This window comes from Acinetobacter sp. YH12156 (genome assembly GCF_013418235.1).
GTDB classification, from domain to species: Bacteria; Pseudomonadota; Gammaproteobacteria; order Pseudomonadales; family Moraxellaceae; genus Acinetobacter; species Acinetobacter pseudolwoffii.
Window position 1 is genome coordinate 26,434 of sequence record NZ_VPCL01000005.1, and the last position, 16,691, is coordinate 43,124.

General features: G+C 43.1%; 17 protein-coding genes and 1 tRNA gene. 4 read left to right on the forward strand and 14 right to left on the reverse strand.

All coding sequences use genetic code 11. The annotated features are described in order from the left end of the window. The first annotated feature begins 184 nt into the window (after positions 1–184). Positions 185–1,420 carry a pyridoxal phosphate-dependent aminotransferase gene (locus FTU87_RS06560; protein ID WP_180096858.1) on the forward strand — a complete coding sequence of 412 codons (1,236 nt, stop codon included), beginning with the start codon at positions 185–187 and terminating at the stop codon, positions 1,418–1,420. A 362-nt stretch (positions 1,421–1,782) separates the two neighbouring features. After that, positions 1,783–2,220: a PaaI family thioesterase gene (locus FTU87_RS06565; RefSeq protein ID WP_005170148.1), complete on the forward strand. Its 438-nt coding sequence runs from the start codon at positions 1,783–1,785 to the stop codon at positions 2,218–2,220. A gap of 35 nt (positions 2,221–2,255) precedes the next feature. On the opposite strand, the gene FTU87_RS06570 is transcribed toward FTU87_RS06565, so the two are convergent. Continuing rightward, positions 2,256–2,711, reverse strand: coding sequence for a hypothetical protein (locus FTU87_RS06570; RefSeq protein WP_005170144.1), 456 nt, complete (start codon positions 2,709–2,711; stop codon positions 2,256–2,258). 236 nt (positions 2,712–2,947) lie between these two features. On the opposite strand from FTU87_RS06570, the gene FTU87_RS06575 reads away from it, so the two are divergent. Next, positions 2,948–3,023 (forward strand) — tRNA-Asn (locus FTU87_RS06575). Between the two features lie 90 nt (positions 3,024–3,113). Here the strand turns inward: FTU87_RS06575 and FTU87_RS06580 are convergent. The 13 genes from FTU87_RS06580 to FTU87_RS06640 form a co-directional block, all read right to left on the reverse strand. Continuing rightward, on the reverse strand, positions 3,114–3,905 hold the full coding sequence (locus FTU87_RS06580) for a DUF4198 domain-containing protein (RefSeq protein WP_373684766.1): 792 nt from the start codon (positions 3,903–3,905) through the stop codon (positions 3,114–3,116). Between the two features lie 47 nt (positions 3,906–3,952). Next, positions 3,953–5,175, reverse strand: a protein-coding gene (locus tag FTU87_RS06585) for an IS3 family transposase (protein ID WP_104425744.1) whose coding sequence is annotated in 2 segments (ribosomal slippage) — positions 3,953–4,839 and positions 4,839–5,175 — 1,224 coding nt in all. Because the reading frame shifts where the segments join, the coding sequence is not laid out codon by codon here. A 222-nt stretch (positions 5,176–5,397) separates the two neighbouring features. After that, entirely contained in the window at positions 5,398–6,051 is a 654-nt protein-coding gene (locus FTU87_RS06590; RefSeq protein ID WP_159138194.1) for a tRNA-(ms[2]io[6]A)-hydroxylase, read from the reverse strand. A 13-nt stretch (positions 6,052–6,064) separates the two neighbouring features. Next, positions 6,065–6,790: a pyridoxine 5'-phosphate synthase gene (gene pdxJ / locus FTU87_RS06595; RefSeq protein WP_159516068.1), complete on the reverse strand. Its 726-nt coding sequence runs from the start codon at positions 6,788–6,790 to the stop codon at positions 6,065–6,067. Positions 6,791–6,803: 13 nt separating this feature from the next. After that, entirely contained in the window at positions 6,804–7,514 is a 711-nt protein-coding gene (locus FTU87_RS06600; RefSeq protein ID WP_180096860.1) for a DNA repair protein RecO, read from the reverse strand. Between the two features lie 11 nt (positions 7,515–7,525). Then, a complete protein-coding gene (locus FTU87_RS06605) occupies positions 7,526–7,720 on the reverse strand; it encodes an NF038104 family lipoprotein (protein ID WP_005097547.1) in 195 nt (64 codons plus the stop codon). A 37-nt stretch (positions 7,721–7,757) separates the two neighbouring features. Then, positions 7,758–8,786, reverse strand: coding sequence for a GTPase Era (era, locus tag FTU87_RS06610; RefSeq protein ID WP_005097549.1), 1,029 nt, complete (start codon positions 8,784–8,786; stop codon positions 7,758–7,760). Next, positions 8,786–9,484 carry a ribonuclease III gene (gene rnc, locus FTU87_RS06615; protein WP_159138197.1) on the reverse strand — a complete coding sequence of 233 codons (699 nt, stop codon included), beginning with the start codon at positions 9,482–9,484 and terminating at the stop codon, positions 8,786–8,788. The genes era and rnc overlap by 1 nt, the downstream gene beginning before the upstream one ends. Then, positions 9,456–9,827 (reverse strand): DUF4845 domain-containing protein, encoded by a 372-nt coding sequence (locus FTU87_RS06620; RefSeq protein WP_180096861.1) that lies wholly within the window; start codon positions 9,825–9,827, stop codon positions 9,456–9,458. The genes rnc and FTU87_RS06620 overlap by 29 nt, the downstream gene beginning before the upstream one ends. 24 nt (positions 9,828–9,851) lie before the next feature. Next, a complete protein-coding gene (gene lepB / locus FTU87_RS06625; RefSeq protein ID WP_005097555.1) occupies positions 9,852–10,679 on the reverse strand; it encodes a signal peptidase I in 828 nt (275 codons plus the stop codon). A 20-nt stretch (positions 10,680–10,699) separates the two neighbouring features. Beyond that, positions 10,700–12,517 (reverse strand): translation elongation factor 4, encoded by a 1,818-nt coding sequence (lepA, locus tag FTU87_RS06630; RefSeq protein WP_180096862.1) that lies wholly within the window; start codon positions 12,515–12,517, stop codon positions 10,700–10,702. 250 nt (positions 12,518–12,767) lie between these two features. Beyond that, positions 12,768–13,220, reverse strand: coding sequence for a thioesterase family protein (locus FTU87_RS06635; RefSeq protein ID WP_180096863.1), 453 nt, complete (start codon positions 13,218–13,220; stop codon positions 12,768–12,770). Between the two features lie 126 nt (positions 13,221–13,346). Beyond that, positions 13,347–14,729 (reverse strand): Do family serine endopeptidase, encoded by a 1,383-nt coding sequence (locus tag FTU87_RS06640; RefSeq protein WP_005097559.1) that lies wholly within the window; start codon positions 14,727–14,729, stop codon positions 13,347–13,349. A 236-nt stretch (positions 14,730–14,965) separates the two neighbouring features. Here FTU87_RS06640 and nadB point away from each other — a divergent pair, with 236 nt between their 5' ends. Next, positions 14,966–16,594, forward strand: coding sequence for an L-aspartate oxidase (nadB, locus tag FTU87_RS06645; protein WP_180096864.1), 1,629 nt, complete (start codon positions 14,966–14,968; stop codon positions 16,592–16,594). Positions 16,595–16,691: the final 97 nt, after the last annotated feature.

Genomic DNA, 16,691 nt, shown 5'->3' on the forward strand with positions numbered 1-16,691 from the left:
TGGGGTTTACTTGATAACTCAAGCCTTTTAACTGTTGTCCCTTGGCATCGGAGTTCAAGATAAAGCTCTGCAAGTACACCATTTTCTCCTCAAAGTTTTCCAAATTCTTTTGCCCCATGCCTCGCATTTTAAGCTAAGATAATGTGCTTTTTATTTTTTAATCCCTATAAGAAGGAATACTGCCGTGGACGTACGTCTATCTGATCGTGTAAATGCCATCAAACCGTCCCCAACGCTTGCTGTGACCAACAAAGCTGCTGAATTAAAAGCTGCAGGTCATAATGTTATTGGTTTGGGCGCAGGTGAGCCAGATTTTGATACACCGCAACACATCAAAGATGCAGCAATTGCAGCGATTAACAACGGTTTCACCAAATACACCGCTGTTGACGGTACGCCAGGTCTTAAAAAAGCCATTATTGCTAAATTCAAACGCGACAATAACCTAGACTATGCAGCAAACCAGATTCTGGTTTCTTGTGGTGGTAAACAATCATTCTTTAACCTGTCTTTGGCTTTGTTGAACAAAGGTGATGAAGTCATCATTCCTGCACCTTTCTGGGTCAGCTACCCGGATATGGTAATCATCGCTGAAGGCGTACCTGTGATTGTGAAATGTGGTGAAGAACAGCGTTTCAAAATCACACCTGAACAACTAGAAGCTGCCATCACCGACAAAACGCGTTTAGTGGTATTGAACAGTCCATCTAACCCGACTGGCATGATCTACACCAAAGAAGAACTTCTTGCTTTGGCCGAGGTACTGCGTAAATACCCTGAAGTATTCATCGCGTCTGATGACATGTATGAACCGATTCGTTGGGAAGATGAGTTCTATAACATCGCCACTGTTGCACCAGACCTGTATGACCGTACGATCGTGTTAAACGGTGTGTCTAAAGCCTATGCAATGACTGGCTGGCGTATTGGCTATGCAGCGGGCCCTGCTAAACTGATCGGTGCGATGAAAAAAATCCAGTCACAATCCACTTCAAATCCAACTTCAATTTCACAAGTTGCTGCCGAAGCTGCATTGAATGGTCCTCAAGATGTTCTTGAGCCAATGATTGAAGCATTCAAACGTCGTCATGACCTGGTTGTGAAAGGCTTGAATGACATCAATGGTATTTCTTGCTTACCTGCGGATGGTGCATTCTATGCATACGCAAACATCAAGCCGTTGATTCGTGCCAAAGGTTTGAAATCTTGCACAGAATTCTCTGCTTGGTTACTGGAAGAAACTGGCGTTGCCGTTGTTCCTGGCGATGCATTCGGTCTGGGCGGTTTCATGCGTATTTCTTATGCAACTGCAGATGAAGTGTTGGTTGATGCACTTGCGCGCATCAAGAAAGCTGCTGATTCAATCGAAGGCGTTGACGCTGCGATTGCTTCTATCGAAGCTGAAAAAGCGGCACAATAATCAATTCGCTTGATTTAAAAACCCGCGTTGATCGCGGGTTTTTTTATGCCATTCCAAGATGCTTTTGATAACGTATTTTAAGCAGATCAAACAAATGATCGCAGCCAAAGTGTATGCCACACATAGCATTGATCGAAATTCCTGAATATCTAAAGTATCTCTATTTCCGGTAGAAATAGCACTCTCCTGCTATCTGCAATAGCATTAAAAAAATAAATATTTTAACCACAATAACTTTTAACCCTCCAAGATAACAATTACCTTCGGCAACATCTCATTAAAAAATATGTCACTTGCTATTATTGATGTTTCACTTTTAAATAAAATCGAAACAGCTAAAGAATAATCACAGGAAAAGCAGAATGAATCCAAAAGAAATGAACGGTTTGGCCTTATTACAAGCGATGCGAGATGGGAAAATTCCCGCTCCAAGCATTAGCGAAACCATGTCGATGCAACCTGCCGTTATCCAAAGCGGATACGTAGAATTTAAAGTCAAAGCCGATCACCGGCATTTAAATCCGCTTGGTGGCGTGCATGGTGGTTTTGCAGCAACTGTTTTAGACACGGTGACAGGCTGTGCGATTCATACTTTACTCGAAGCAGGGGTCGGTTATGGCACGATTGATCTGAATGTTAAAATGTGCCGACCGATTCCTCAAGACCAGCAGCTTAAAGCGACCGGACAATCAATTAACCTCAGTAAAAATCTGGGTATTGCTGAAGGTCGGATTCTGGATGAAGAAGGCCGTTTATATGCCCATGCCACTGCGACCTGTATGATTATTCGCCCTGAATAACCAAGAGAACCTATGGCCAGCATTCAATCGATGACCTAAGCAATATTGCCCTTCGTCTGTCCGGCTTGAACACAAGCGATCTGTGGTCGGCTTAAGCCCTGAAACTCAAAATAATGCTTGGACACATTGGCCAGCTCTACATCTTGTATTTGCGCTGTCGATGCCTGCCAAGCTTTGGATTGATTGGTACCGGTCAAAAGATTACCTGAAATGGCATAGATATATAATTCTTTGCTTTGCTCTTTCAGATAATCGGCATTCAAAAATACTTCAAAGCTAAATTGACGTTCAGTTTCTACCAACCATTTTTCTGCAAACCACAATTGCAGCAAATCACCTAGATACAAGGACTGTTGCGCCAAGGGCCATAGCTTGATATGAGCATCTGTAACAGGAATATAATACTGTGCTGGATCTGCAATAATCTGCAGATAGTTTTCTTGATAATAAGTGAGTTGAGAGAAAATTTGAGGGATGCTGAGCGTATTCATTCGCTGTCTCCGGTTTAGCCATTTTTGTGCTGGCAAGTAGGTTTAAATCCACACTGTTTGACCATTTGGTCAAACGACTTTATGGTTTTAATCTAGCAAGTGAAATTTATTCTGACAAGTATTTTTCGTAAAATTTATGCAATTGTCTAAATTAAAAACAGACAGGCTGAATTTGTTATAAATATGACAGTTTTTGCTTGACCCCTGTCAAAATCCCTCTATAATCGCTTTCAGATTCTCCAATAGCTCAGTCGGTAGAGCGACGGACTGTTAATCCGCAGGTCCCTGGTTCGAGCCCAGGTTGGAGAGCCAAATACTAAAAAGCCCACTCATAACGAAGTGGGCTTTTTTTCGTTTAATATTTTATAAAACAAGCCTGAATGATTTCAGGCTCGTTTTGGCTTAATCCATTACATTAAAAGCCAAGGTATATTTATAACGCTTTAAATCATTCTTTTTTATTTCGAAAGGCTGCTGATAATCAATTTTCATTAAGTACTGGCCTTTTTCCTGCATATTAAAGTTGAGTAACCCTTGCGCATCTGTTGTGAGCGCTTTATAGATTTTTTTATCACGACTAAAATCTGTCGTTTGTGCCAAAATCTCAACGTTTAAATTCGCAACTCCTTTTTTATCATCCAGTACTTTCAATTGAATCGCTTGAGATTTTTTAAATGCATTTGGATGCGTGATAAATTGAACATCAAAGCCAGCATGGATATGCTGAATGACCTGATTCGACGTCACACGCCGTGAGACAAAGGTTTCAATAATATCGATAGTCTGCACAGTTTTCTGTGGCATGTTTTTCTTCAGCGCTTGCTGATAAATCACATTTTGATTGGCGGCTTGATTGGCTTTTGGAACAGCACTTAGAACCATTTTCCATTTTTGAGCAACCTGTGCATACTTTAGGCTATTCCCCTGTTTCTCGCCACGAATCCGATAGGTACCCTCTTGTTTATTTTCCAGACTATAACTACTTAGGGTTTGTGTTTTGGTCCATGCATCATCTGCAAGATAAATCTTTTGGCCTGTAGGCGTATGATAATGAAACTTAAAGTTTTTAATCGCCACTTCCGAGGCAAATGGATTGTCATAAAAGCCAGATACAATCGCAGTGTGATTGTTAAAAGTTTGATAACTTAGTGGGGCAACATAAGGATAGTGTGCAAAGGCTGTACTGCTGATCACTCTGTCTTGTCCTGAAATAGATTGACAGTATTCCACTTCAAACCGAGTTAAGCAATTAGCTCGGTTTTAGTTTGCTCATACGTCTGATTCGGGGTGTTCATATTTAAACTTAAATGTGGTCTATAGCAATTATAAATCATGATAGATTCCGCAATTAAGTGATCTAACTCCTTCATGGTTTGACATCGTGTAGTTAAAAACTCCTGCTTTAATATTCCATTAATCCGCTCTGCTAATGCATTCTGGTAACAGTCTCCTCCATCTGTCATAGAAGGACATACCCCATAATGGCGTAATGCCGATTGATATAGTTCAGAGCAATACTGAGAGCCTCTGTCTGAATGGTGAATCATCCTGGCTGCCCGATCTGTCACATGCTGCATCGCCATATGTAGTGCCTGCACAACATTCTCTGCACGCATATCATTCGATAACTTATAACCTTTAATCTGGCGGGTATAAGCATCTGTCACTAAGGATAAATAATGTACGCCTTCAGCACTCTCAACATAGGTAATATCACTGACAAAGACTTCATTGGCTTGCACCGCTGAATAATCCTTTAATAAATTTGGATGCTTCTTCATCCAATGCTTGCTATCCGTAGTTTTTGTATAACGACGCTTGGGGCGAATCAATAAATTATTTTCTTTCAATATTTTAAATAACTGATCCCGTCCACACTTTAAACCACGCTGCAACAATTTGCCTTTAATAAGCCAATACAGCTTACGTGTTCCGATACTTGGCATGAGACAGCGATACTCCATAACCAACTCGAGTATTTGTTCTGTTACTTGTGCAGTCATTTGAGCACGTTTTTCTGCTTGATAATAAGCTTGTCGAGTGATTCCTAACCACTGACAATAACGTGAAACGCTTAGTCTTCTTTGGCTTTGCCAATCTTTGAAACGTGCTCGGTATACTTTTTTCCAAGATCAGTCCCACACTCTTTATCAATGTGATAAATCACATCCTGTATAAATTCAGTTTTGAGCTTTTCTGCGGCTAACTGTTTTTCTAATTGGCGGATTCGTTGTTGGGGTGTCAATTGGCGTTTAGAAGAAGTCGGCATATTCGAAGTCCAATCCTGTTGTCCGTGCTTGCGTAACCATACCAGCACAGTTGATCTTCCTTGAATACCATATTTTGCCTGAGCTTGTTTATAAGTAATTTGCCCTTTTTCTACTTCATGTACCACCATCATTTTAAAGGCGAAGCTATAATCACGTTGTGTGCGCTTAACTCGTTGTTCTCGTGCATGTTCCATAAAATAAGTCTCTTAAGGTGTAAACTTATTTCAGGACGGGACACTCCAAAGATCAAAAAAGGCATGACTTTTACCAGCTTATTCATTATTTCATCATCGTTATTAAGAAATCTGCTGTATTTTATGGATTAAGTCTGTAGATATAAATAATTCTCATTTATATATTTGCTCTGGATATAAAAAATCCCCCATGAACGGAGGATTTTTAAATGTTCACTGCAATTAAGCCGCTTGAGCCGGAACACCGCTATGGAAACGGAAAGTGTCATCTGGTGTCAGAATCAGCTGCTTTTCAACGTTACGAATATGATCAATCCGGCTTTGAATATCCTCTTGCGGATTTTTCAATTTTGCCGTGGTCGCCACATCCATCGCCAAAGCCAGATAGTCCTCAAAGTGACGAGATTCAGACTTAAGCAAGTAACGGTAATAACGTGCCAACTCATCATCCACACGCGAAGCCAGCGCGTAGAAACGCTCACAAGAGCGTGCTTCCACAAAAGCACCAATCACCAAGACATCAATCAAGGCTTCAGGTTCAAAAGTCCGGATTTCTTTGCGCAAGCCACCGGCATAACGCCCTGCACTCAAATTCTGCCAGGCCTGACCGCGCTTGTTCATCAGTTCAAGCACTTGTTCATAATGCAGCATTTCTTCACGCACTAACTGCGCAAGCTTCACCTGTAAATCGACAAAGTAACTATAGCGAAACATCAGGTTCATGGCCGTGCTGGCTGCTTTTTTCTCACAATTAGCATGATCTTGCATCAAGATTTCAAGATTTTCGACTGCCACATTCAGCCATGCCTTGGGCGTTTCACACCCCAGGAAAGCAATCACCGGCTGCATCAGTTCATCATAATTAATATTTGACATAACGATTCTGATCTTAACGTGCTGACTTAATCACAGCTTTCATTTGCTGAACAGCTTGTGCCAGACCTACAAATACAGCATCTGCAATTAATGAGTGGCCAATATTAAGTTCATGAATTTGTGGAATCGCCGCAATTGGCGTTACATTATCGAGGTTTAAACCATGACCGGCATTCACTACCAGACCTTTCGATGCGGCATATTCAGCGCCTTTAATAATGCGCTCAAGCTCAGTCTGCTGGGCTTCAGGCGTTTCTGCATCGGCATAAGCCCCAGTATGAATCTCGATGGTCGGTGCACCACAAGCAACTGCTGCATCAATTTGGGCAAAGTCGGCATCAATAAACAAAGACACATCACAACCAATCGCCGCCAGTTCTTGCGTAGCTGCTTTGACTGATTCGAAATGGGTCACCACATCCAGACCACCTTCAGTGGTGACTTCCTGACGTTTTTCAGGGACAAAACAGACATGATGCGGTTTAATTTCCTTGGCAAAAGCGACCATCTCATCTGTTACCGCCAGCTCGAGGTTCATACGGGTTTTCAGTGCAGGACGCATACGACGCACATCTTCATCCTGAATGTGACGACGGTCTTCACGCAAGTGCAAGGTAATGCCCTCTGCCCCGGCCTGCTCACAGATCAATGCAGCATTGACTGGGTCTGGGTACGTTGTACCACGTGCTTGTCTTAATGTTGCGACATGGTCAATATTGACACCAAGTAATGCAGCCATAATCTTTTCCTAACTACGTTTGAGATTGAGAGTTTTGAATCCAGAGTTGCCGACTTTTTAATGGCCGATCACCCAATAAGGCCGTGATCACCTGTCGATACAGTTTCGTCAACAATTGTAACTGTTCCAGATTAAAATCCCCACCATTTTCATGATCTAGCATACTTAAAATCTGCTGACCTGACATGGTAGAGCGTAATGCTTTGGCCGATGGCATAAAACCGGCATTGAGCTGAAAATAATAGTGTTGTAACGGATCGATTTGTACCTGATGAGCATCTAGGGAAAAATCCAGACCATAACCGAGTTCTTCCAGCAAGATATGTTCAAATTGCCGCAAAATCTGTTTTAAGTATAAATTGGGATTAGATTGTTCTGATAATTGCTGCAATGCAGTTAATGTCTCTGCATATTTGGCAAAGGTTTGCGGCATTTCCACTTCTAGGGGGCACAAACGCAACAGGACTTCATTCAGATAAAAGCCTGAAAAAAAGGCATCGCCAAAAAAGAAAATCGGCTGATTGACAATTTCCAGTTTGGTAAAGTTTTTGAGTTCTGATTTTCCGGTGGCTTGCAAACTGATGGGCTGATATTGCGGCGGCGGTGTTTGCCGGAGAATGCCATCCATACGACCGTATTCCTGGGTAAATAAATGCACAATATGGCTGCGCTCACGGTACTTACGATGATGAATCAGATAACCATGCAGTACTTCGTTACGCATAAGCGGACACTTTAATCCTTATCTTTTTTTGATTTTTTATCATCGTCGTCATCTCCATCCGGGATGACTGCGCCCACAACAGCCGCAGTGCCTTTGACTGCGACTTTTGTGGTTTTATAAGCCACCTTGACAGGAACCGTGACCACTTTATGGATACAGCCTTGCAAGAATAAAACACATGCAAGCACTGCCAACACTTTCATCATCACGAAATTCCTTAAAGGGGCTTATTAATTTTATAACTTAGATATCGCTATAACCTAAGCTTTTCAATGCACGTTCATCATCAGACCAGCCGCCTTTGACTTTCACCCAAAGGGTCAGCATGATTTTCTGTTCGAACATTTTTTCCATGTCGAGACGTGCATCCATACCGATTTTTTTCAGCTTAACGCCTTTCTCACCAATCACAATGGCTTTTTGGCTTGGACGATCGACAAAAATCGTAGCATCAATATAGGTACAGGCCGGCTTCATACGACCAGTCTTTTCATTCATCACTGGCTGTTCAGTTTTGAATGATTCAATCTGCACGGTTAAATCATATGGCAGTTCTTCACCCAGCTGACGCATGATCTTTTCACGAATAATTTCAGAAGCCAGGAAACGCTCTGAACGGTCAGTTAGTTGATCCAGGGAGTACAATGGCGGCTGGAACGGCAGATACTTGGCAATCGTGTCACGTAAATGCTCAAGATTGGCACCACGAAGTGCAGAAACAGGTACGATTTCCGCAAAGTTCATCAGCTTTTCGCGCTCACGAATCAGTGGTAAAGCTTCGTTCTTGTTCTCAAAAGTATCTAATTTGTTGATCACCAGAATCACCGGCATTTCAGCATTTTTCAGCTTTTCCAGTACCAGATCATCATTCGGCGTCCACTTCTGTGCATCCACCACAAACAAAACCAGATTCACATCACGTAAAGCCGAATGGGCAGCACGGTTCATCATTTTATTGATGGCACGTACTTCCTTTTTATGCATCCCCGGCGTATCCACGAATACCGCCTGAGACTTTTCACGCGAATCAATCCCGACAATTTTATGCCGTGTAGTTTGCGGTTTACGTGAGGTAATTGAGAGTTTCTGACCCAAAATATGGTTCATTAAGGTAGATTTACCCACATTCGGGCGACCTACAATAGCGACAAAACCACTGCGATAATCCGACGGAATTTCGGTGCCTTGTGCGCTAAAAAATTGATTTACCAGGTCGTGACTGTCGCTTTGCGACTCGTGATCAGCATCAATGTGATCGGAATGAGTAGTCATTAAGACTTATGCTCCAAAAGTTTTAAAATATCTGCCGCAACGGCTTGTTCAGCAAAACGTCGGCTGGCGCCTTCACCTTGCATGGTCGGTAATCCCTCAATCTCACATTCCACTTTAAAATGCTGATTAGGGGCATCACCTTGAATATCTACAACCTCGTAAACTGGGAGAGGTTTCTTACGTGCTTGTAGATACTCTTGTAAACGTGATTTAGGGTCTTTAAGCTGATCGGTCGGCTCAATATGATCCAAATACGGTTCATACCATTTTAACACAATCGGTTCTAACACAGTGAGATCAGCGCAATCCACATAGATTGCGCCAATAATGGCTTCTACAGTATCTGCCAGTATAGACTCGCGATGATGACCGCCAGATTTCAATTCACCGGTACTGAGAATTAAATTCTGACTGAGTTTTAAATCATTGGCGATTTTCCCCAATGCTTCCTGTCGAACCAAGGTGGCACGCATACGCGTCAGCCGGCCTTCGTTTTCGCTTGGGTAGGCAGTGAAGAGATAATTCGCAATGATCATCCCTAAAAGAGAATCGCCTAGAAATTCTAGGCGTTCATAGTTTTGTTTATGACTGACTGAACGATGGGTCAGTGCCAGCTTGAGCAGTTCAGCTTGTTTAAACTGATAACCGATCCGTCTGGCAAGACGTTCATCATTGAGTTTTGACTGCGCTTTGATCAAAATTTTTCTCAAACTTCATCACTAAATCGATATTCATTATGAAATTTTTACGAATTTCATAATTCTTGTGTACCTGCAAACCATCGGTATGGGTAACTTTGGCAATTTCATCAAACTTCAGATCGCGAATATTATTCATTGATAAACGCTGATTCATCTGCTGACGGAATTTTTCTGGTGTTATATTGGCTGGCACACTTTTTAACAGCGCCTCAATCTCACCATCGACCATACGATCATCAAAGTAGGGTCCCCACACTGCAATCGCTACTTTGGCTAGAAATGCAAACCCCACGATTGCAAATAAAATCCCAATATACGAAGCACCTTGTTGATGTCTCATTTTTTATTTTCCTGATTGAAACAATTAATCGATTGTCCCGTTGCGACCAAACGATGGCAATTTAAAGCCAGGTTCTTTATGCATCCAGATATAGAATGCACGACCTGTTAAGTTTTCTTCCGGAACAAGCCCCCAGAAACGGCTGTCAGCACTCTGATCGCGATTATCCCCCATCGCAAAGTAATGACCTTCTGGCACCTTTACTTCCCAATATAAACCATTTTCACTTGAATATTTACCATTTTCCACAAAGTTAATATAAGGTGCCTGACGCGCGACATTGACCCCTTCCAGCTCACGCATGGTAAAGCTATGCTGACCTAAAGTTTCTTTATGATAAATGGCATTGGGTGTATCCAGACGATCTTTTTCACGGCTAAATTCCACTGGAACTTTCGCTACTTGTTCACCATTGATGCTCAACTGACCATGATCATAGACAATATGATCACCGGGTAAACCAATAATACGCTTGATATAGCTGATGGTCGGTTGTGGTGGATAACGGAATACTGCCACATCGCCACGCTCTGGACTGCCAGTATCAATAATTTTAGTGTTGACCATAGGCAGTTTCACCCCATAGTCAAATTTATTCACCAGAATAAAGTCCCCAGTTTCCAGGGTTGGCACCATTGAATCCGATGGAATATTAAACGGTTCAAACAAGAACGAACGCAGCACCAGTACAATCGTCAGTACTGGCCAAAAGTCATAAGCCCAGGTAATGATAAAATTTTCATTGCCCTTGCCGCGAGTTTGTCTTTGTTTCAGGACAAACTTGTCAAGCAACCACAGTGCGACAAAAAACAGCGTCGCAGGAACAAGAATCAAATTAAAATCAAAATCCATGGGCTTATATCCTTATTCTTCTAGCGTTCGACTTTTAACACAGCGAGGAACGCTTCTTGCGGGATTTCGACACTACCCACCTGCTTCATGCGTTTCTTACCTTCTTTCTGTTTAGACAGAAGTTTTTTCTTACGTGACACGTCACCACCATAACATTTGGCCAATACGTTTTTACGCATGGCTTTTACAGTAGAACGTGCAATGATTTGCGCACCAATTGCCGCCTGAATTGCCACATCAAACATTTGACGCGGAATCAGGTCTTTCATTTTTTCCACCAGCGCAATGCCACGATGACGCGCGTCGTTACGGTGACAGATCATTGCCAGAGCATCGACTTTTTCACCATTGATCAGTACATCCACTTTTACCAATGAAGAACTTTCAAAACGGACAAAGTTATAGTCGAGGGATGCAAAACCACGTGAACAAGACTTCAATTTATCGAAGAAATCCATGACCACTTCTGCCATTGGAATTTCAAAAGTAATCGACACCTGATTGCCGAGGAATTTCATGTCTTTTTGTATGCCACGGCGCTCGATACACAAGGTCATGACATTACCCAGATATTCTTGCGGTACTAAAATATGACATTCGGCAATCGGTTCACGTAAATCTTCTACGGTTGAACCATCCGGCATTTTAGACGGGCTGTCGATATAAATCGTCTGGCCATTTTTCATCACCGCTTCATAAATTACGGTGGGCGCAGAAGAAATCAGATCAAGATCATACTCGCGCTCTAAACGCTCTTGTACAATCTCCATGTGTAGCATGCCCAAGAAGCCACAGCGGAAACCAAAACCAAGTGCATCCGAACTTTCCGGTTCAAAGAACAAGGCCGAGTCATTAATTTGCAGTTTATGCAAAGCTTCACGAAACGGTTCAAAGTCACTGGCATCAATCGGGAATAAACCGGCATAAACCTGCGGTTTTACTTTTTTAAAGCCCGGTAGGGTTGCAACTTCAGGTGTGGTTGCCAAGGTAATGGTATCACCCACCGGCGCACCGAAAATATCTTTAATACCGGCAATCACGAAGCCGACTTCGCCTGCTTCCAACATGCCTGTTTCAGTATGTTTCGGGTTAAAGATCCCCACAGAAGTAATGATGTGCGTTTGACCTGTTGATTTCATCAACATCTTGTCGCCTTTACGCACACGACCCTGCTTTACACGTACCAGAGAAACTACCCCAAGGTAGTTGTCAAACCATGAATCTACAATCAGCGCTTGCAACGGCGCTTCGCGATCACCGACCGGTGCCGGAATCACATTCACCAGGGTTTCTAAAACATTTTCAATGCCCAGACCGGTTTTGGCTGAACATGTCGGTGCTTCTGTCGCTTCAATGCCGATGATTTCTTCAATCTCGTGAATCACACGCTCAGGTTCAGCTTGTGGCAAATCGATCTTGTTCAGTACAGGCAGTACTTCCAGACCTTGCTCAATCGCGGTATAGCAGTTGGCGACAGACTGTGCTTCCACACCTTGTGCGGCATCAACGACTAATAAAGCACCTTCACAGGCTGCGAGCGAGCGCGACACTTCATACGAGAAGTCGACGTGTCCCGGCGTATCAATAAAGTTCAACTGATACTCTTGACCGTTGGGATGAGTATAGTACAAGGTTACCGAAGTGGCTTTAATGGTAATCCCACGTTCGCGCTCAAGCTCCATTGAGTCAAGGACTTGAGCCTGCATTTCACGATCTTGCAAGCCGCCACAAGTTTGAATAAAGCGATCCGCTAGGGTCGATTTACCGTGGTCAATGTGCGCAATAATCGAGAAGTTACGAATGTTTTTAATATCAACAGATTTTTTAGCTTGCGCCATGGGTTACCTTGAGAAAAAACGCGCTATGTAATTTAAAAATATTACATAACAAAAGCCGAATAGAAATTGCGAAGGATTATAGCAGAATGGTGATCTAGAAAAAGAATTATATTTTTTCCTTTATTCCCTATGTCGCGTACACATCAGTCAGATGAAATCTGGATCACCATGATTAGAAAATAGCTCCTCAACTCCACTTCTTCATCAATATTATCCAGATGTACTGATCAAACTGGAAAAAGTTATCTTATTAATCCAGATGTAAAGTTGAAAAGTCAAAAGGATTTACATGTTCTGAAAGTGGCTGATAAGCCTGAGTAAAAGTCGGTGACATACGTTTTGGACGTCCGGTGGCCATTTCAATACAGGCCCATTGGGTACTTCCGGTAAACAACAGGGTCTGATCCTGTGGTCGATAAAAGGCGTATTGTCTAAAGGAATACAGGGCATTGATATCATTCAGCCAGGTGCGCAGAATAATCTCGTCTCCTTCAAAAGCTGCCTTGCGATATTGCACCTGATGCTCAACCGCCACCATGGCATGTTTCAGTTCCACATATTGCTTTAATCCCAAGCCCAGTTTTTCAATATGAGCTGATGCGACATCCTGCATCCATTGCACATAGATCACATTATTGACATGACCCAATCCATCAATATGTTTGGCTTGAACCGTTAATGCAAGATCAAAAATACCGCTCACTTCGCTCTTATCCTTTCCATGATTTTAAGGCTATAGAGTCTACCGAATTTATCGCTGGGGTAAATTGCAAAAAATAAAAAACCGCCCATCAAAAGCGGTTTTTTATATTTAAAAATCTGAATAGAATTAGATACGCATTCCGACAATCGCACGCTGCCCTTGGCGCATGAGCGTAACGCGTGCCACATTGCCCTTCTTCAACTCAGAAACTTCTTGTACAAATTGCTCTGCGTTCAATACTGCCTTGTTATTAATATGCGTCACCACATCGTTTGGCATGATACGCGCCTGTGCGGCAATGCCACCTGAACGAACATCCTGAATCATGACCCCGCCTTTGATCTCCAGTCGATCCTTTTCTAGCGAACTTAAATCACGAATAGCCACACCAATTACAGGTCCTTTGCTCGGCTGCGCCTGTGCTCCGGCTTTTGCAGGGGTATCATCCGGTGCGGTACTTAAGGTTGCTGAAATATTACGGCGCTTATCATCACGTAAAACCTCCAGCTGTACCTGTTGCTGAGGTGCAGTACGGTTGAGATAGTTTAATAATTCACTGGTGCGTGAAATCGCAGTGCCGTTATATTTTAAAATCACGTCGCTGACACGTAGACCGGCACGTGCAGCGGGTGAATTTGGTGCAACCTGAGTAATTAAGGAGCCTTCGGGCTTAGAAAGGTTGTAGGACTCTGCCAGATTACGGTCGATATCCTGCAAGCTGACCCCCAGATAGGAACGGGTCACTTTACCATTCTTTTTCAGCTGCTCTGCCACTTCCATGGCCACATCAATCGGAATCGAGAAGGAGAGCCCCATATAACCGCCGGTTCCACTGAAGATCCGCGAGTTCACCCCGACTACTTCACCATGCTGGTTAAATAAAGGCCCACCAGAGTTACCCGGGTTAAGGGCCACGTCTGTCTGGATAAAAGGTACTGCTGTTTCACCCATCATGTTGCGCATTTTGGCACTGACGATTCCGGCAGAGGCCGAATAATCAAAACCAAATGGCGAACCAATCGCAAGCACAGGCTCACCGACACGTAAGCGGCCTACATCCCCGGTACGCAATTCTGGAAAATTCGAACCTGTGACCTTAAGTAAAGCTACGTCGGTACGTGCATCACTTCCCACCACAGTAGCATCAATTTCACGGCGATCATTCAGGGTAATGGTGACTTTAGATGCATCCTCAACCACATGATGGTTGGTCAGCAGATAGCCATCTTTACTGATAAAAAATGCACTGCCATAGCCGGTTTTTTCCTGTGGCATGCGCTGCTGCGGGATAATCACCTGATTGCCAAAGAAGCGACGCAGAATTTCCGGAACTTGTTGTTGTAAGAGTTCTTCTTCGCTCATTTTTTTCACGACATTGACACTGACCACGGCAGGACTGACCTGCTCGACCAGATTTGAAAAATCAACCGGTGTGACAGCCTGCAACTGTGCAGCACTCATGGTCAGGGTCGCTGCAAATAATCCTTTTTTTAAGTCTAGAATTTTCATATAAATTATTCACTCAAATTGTTGATAAATTTATGTAAATAGGTTTTATCACAAACATTGTAAAGTTTAAGTAATAATATGTTTCAATGCTTCAATCTGGACAATATCTCATTATTAAAACACTAAGTTAAGGCTTTGATTAATTTTTTTCATTAATAAATGAGCGTTTCAACGCTTGCCTTTTGCACAAAAAAGCGCTGTTATTACCAAACTTTTTTTAAAATTAGCTGATGGACATGTCTAATTCATCCCTTACCCATCAATTTGACGTCATTATTGTGGGCAGTGGCGGTGCCGGTTTAAGTTTAGCCTTATCGCTCCCGGACCATTTTAATATTGCAGTTTTAGCGAAATCCACCCTGACAGATGCCAGCACCTTTTATGCGCAAGGTGGTGTTGCTGCAGTACTCGATGAAATGGATTCGATTGAACAGCATATTGATGACACCATGATTGCAGGTGCACAGCTATGTGAAATGGACGCAGTCAAACAGACGGTAGAAGGGGGCAAACCATCAGTTGACTTTCTGCTAAAACACGGTGTGCAATTTACTCTGGATGAACAGGAACAGTTGCATCTCACCCGTGAAGGCGGCCATTCACAGCGCCGGATTATTCATGCTGCCGATGCCACAGGTCGTGCAATTTCGACTACTTTGGTACAACGTGCCCAAGAAAAACAGAATATTAAAATTTTTGAAAATCATATTGCGATTGATCTGATCTGTTCACATAAACTTGGCCTAGACGGTGAAAACCGTGCGCTAGGTTTATATGTACTGGATGAAAAAAATGAAAAAGTACATACCTTTTTAGCGCCATTTACTGCCCTGGCCTGTGGCGGTGCCATGAAAGCCTATCTTTATACGTCAAATCCGGATATTGCCACAGGTGACGGCATTGCCATGGCCTATCGTGCCGGCTGCCGGGTGGCTAACATGGAATTTAACCAGTTCCATCCGACCTGCCTCTATCATCCACAAGCGCGCTCCTTCCTGATCACTGAAGCAATGCGCGGCGAAGGGGCTTATCTGCGTCTGCCCGATGGCGAACGCTTTATGCTGCGTTTTGACGAGCGCGCCGAACTTGCACCACGCGATATTGTCGCACGCGCAATCGACTATGAAATTAAGCGCTTGGGTATTCGGCATGTCTGGCTGGATATTACCCATAAGGATGAAAGCTTTGTTAGAGAACATTTTCCTACGCTTTATGCCCGCCTGCTGGAACTGGGTATTGATATCACCAAAGATATGATTCCAGTGGTACCTGCAGCCCATTACACCTGTGGTGGCGTTGTGGTCGATGAACATAGCCAGACTGATATCGCAGGTCTATATGCAATTGGGGAAACCTCTTATACTGGTCTGCACGGTGCTAACCGAATGGCCAGTAACTCACTTTTAGAATGCTTTGTGTATGGCATGAGTGCAGCCAAGCATATCGAATCTCATTTCAATGCTGACTATGCCTTTCCGCCCGTACCCATCTGGGATGACTCACAGGTAACCAATCCGGATGAAGATGTGGTGATTCTGCAAAACTGGGATGAGCTACGTCAGACCATGTGGAACTATGTCGGTATTGTGCGCAGCACCAAACGTCTGGAACGTGCCTTGCATCGTATTGAAATGCTGAAAAAAGAAATCACCGAGTATTACCAAGATTATCAGGTCAGCAAAAACCTGATCGAGCTTCGCAATCTGGTGCTGGTCTCAGAAATGATTGTGCGCTGTGCCATGCAGCGTAAAGAATCTCGTGGCCTGCATTTCACACTGGACTATCCGGAATTATTGCCTGAATTACGCAAGACCATTCTAAATCCGGTGAATTTTGAAGTAGAAACACCCTTGGTCAATATTTAGATTATTGGGGAGATATGATTTTTAAATCATATCTCCCTGTCTTTTAGCGCTCACCTACTTAATTAAGCTTAGGCTATTTATATCACTGAACTTCTAT

Excerpts from the sequence above, each read along its gene's own strand:
- FTU87_RS06640 (WP_005097559.1), bottom strand. The coding sequence starts at position 14,729 with ATGAAAATTCTAGACTTAAAAAAAGGATTATTTGCAGCGACCCTGACC.
- pdxJ (WP_159516068.1), bottom strand. The coding sequence starts at position 6,790 with ATGGCTGCATTACTTGGTGTCAATATTGACCATGTCGCAACATTAAGA.
- nadB (WP_180096864.1), top strand. The coding sequence starts at position 14,966 with ATGTCTAATTCATCCCTTACCCATCAATTTGACGTCATTATTGTGGGC.
- FTU87_RS06605 (WP_005097547.1), bottom strand. The coding sequence starts at position 7,720 with ATGATGAAAGTGTTGGCAGTGCTTGCATGTGTTTTATTCTTGCAAGGC.
- FTU87_RS06590 (WP_159138194.1), bottom strand. The coding sequence starts at position 6,051 with ATGTCAAATATTAATTATGATGAACTGATGCAGCCGGTGATTGCTTTC.
- era (WP_005097549.1), bottom strand. The coding sequence starts at position 8,786 with ATGACTACTCATTCCGATCACATTGATGCTGATCACGAGTCGCAAAGC.
- FTU87_RS06620 (WP_180096861.1), bottom strand. The coding sequence starts at position 9,827 with ATGAGACATCAACAAGGTGCTTCGTATATTGGGATTTTATTTGCAATC.
- lepA (WP_180096862.1), bottom strand. The coding sequence starts at position 12,517 with ATGGCGCAAGCTAAAAAATCTGTTGATATTAAAAACATTCGTAACTTC.
- FTU87_RS06600 (WP_180096860.1), bottom strand. The coding sequence starts at position 7,514 with ATGCGTAACGAAGTACTGCATGGTTATCTGATTCATCATCGTAAGTAC.
- FTU87_RS06565 (WP_005170148.1), top strand. The coding sequence starts at position 1,783 with ATGAATCCAAAAGAAATGAACGGTTTGGCCTTATTACAAGCGATGCGA.
- FTU87_RS06570 (WP_005170144.1), bottom strand. The coding sequence starts at position 2,711 with ATGAATACGCTCAGCATCCCTCAAATTTTCTCTCAACTCACTTATTAT.
- lepB (WP_005097555.1), bottom strand. The coding sequence starts at position 10,679 with ATGGATTTTGATTTTAATTTGATTCTTGTTCCTGCGACGCTGTTTTTT.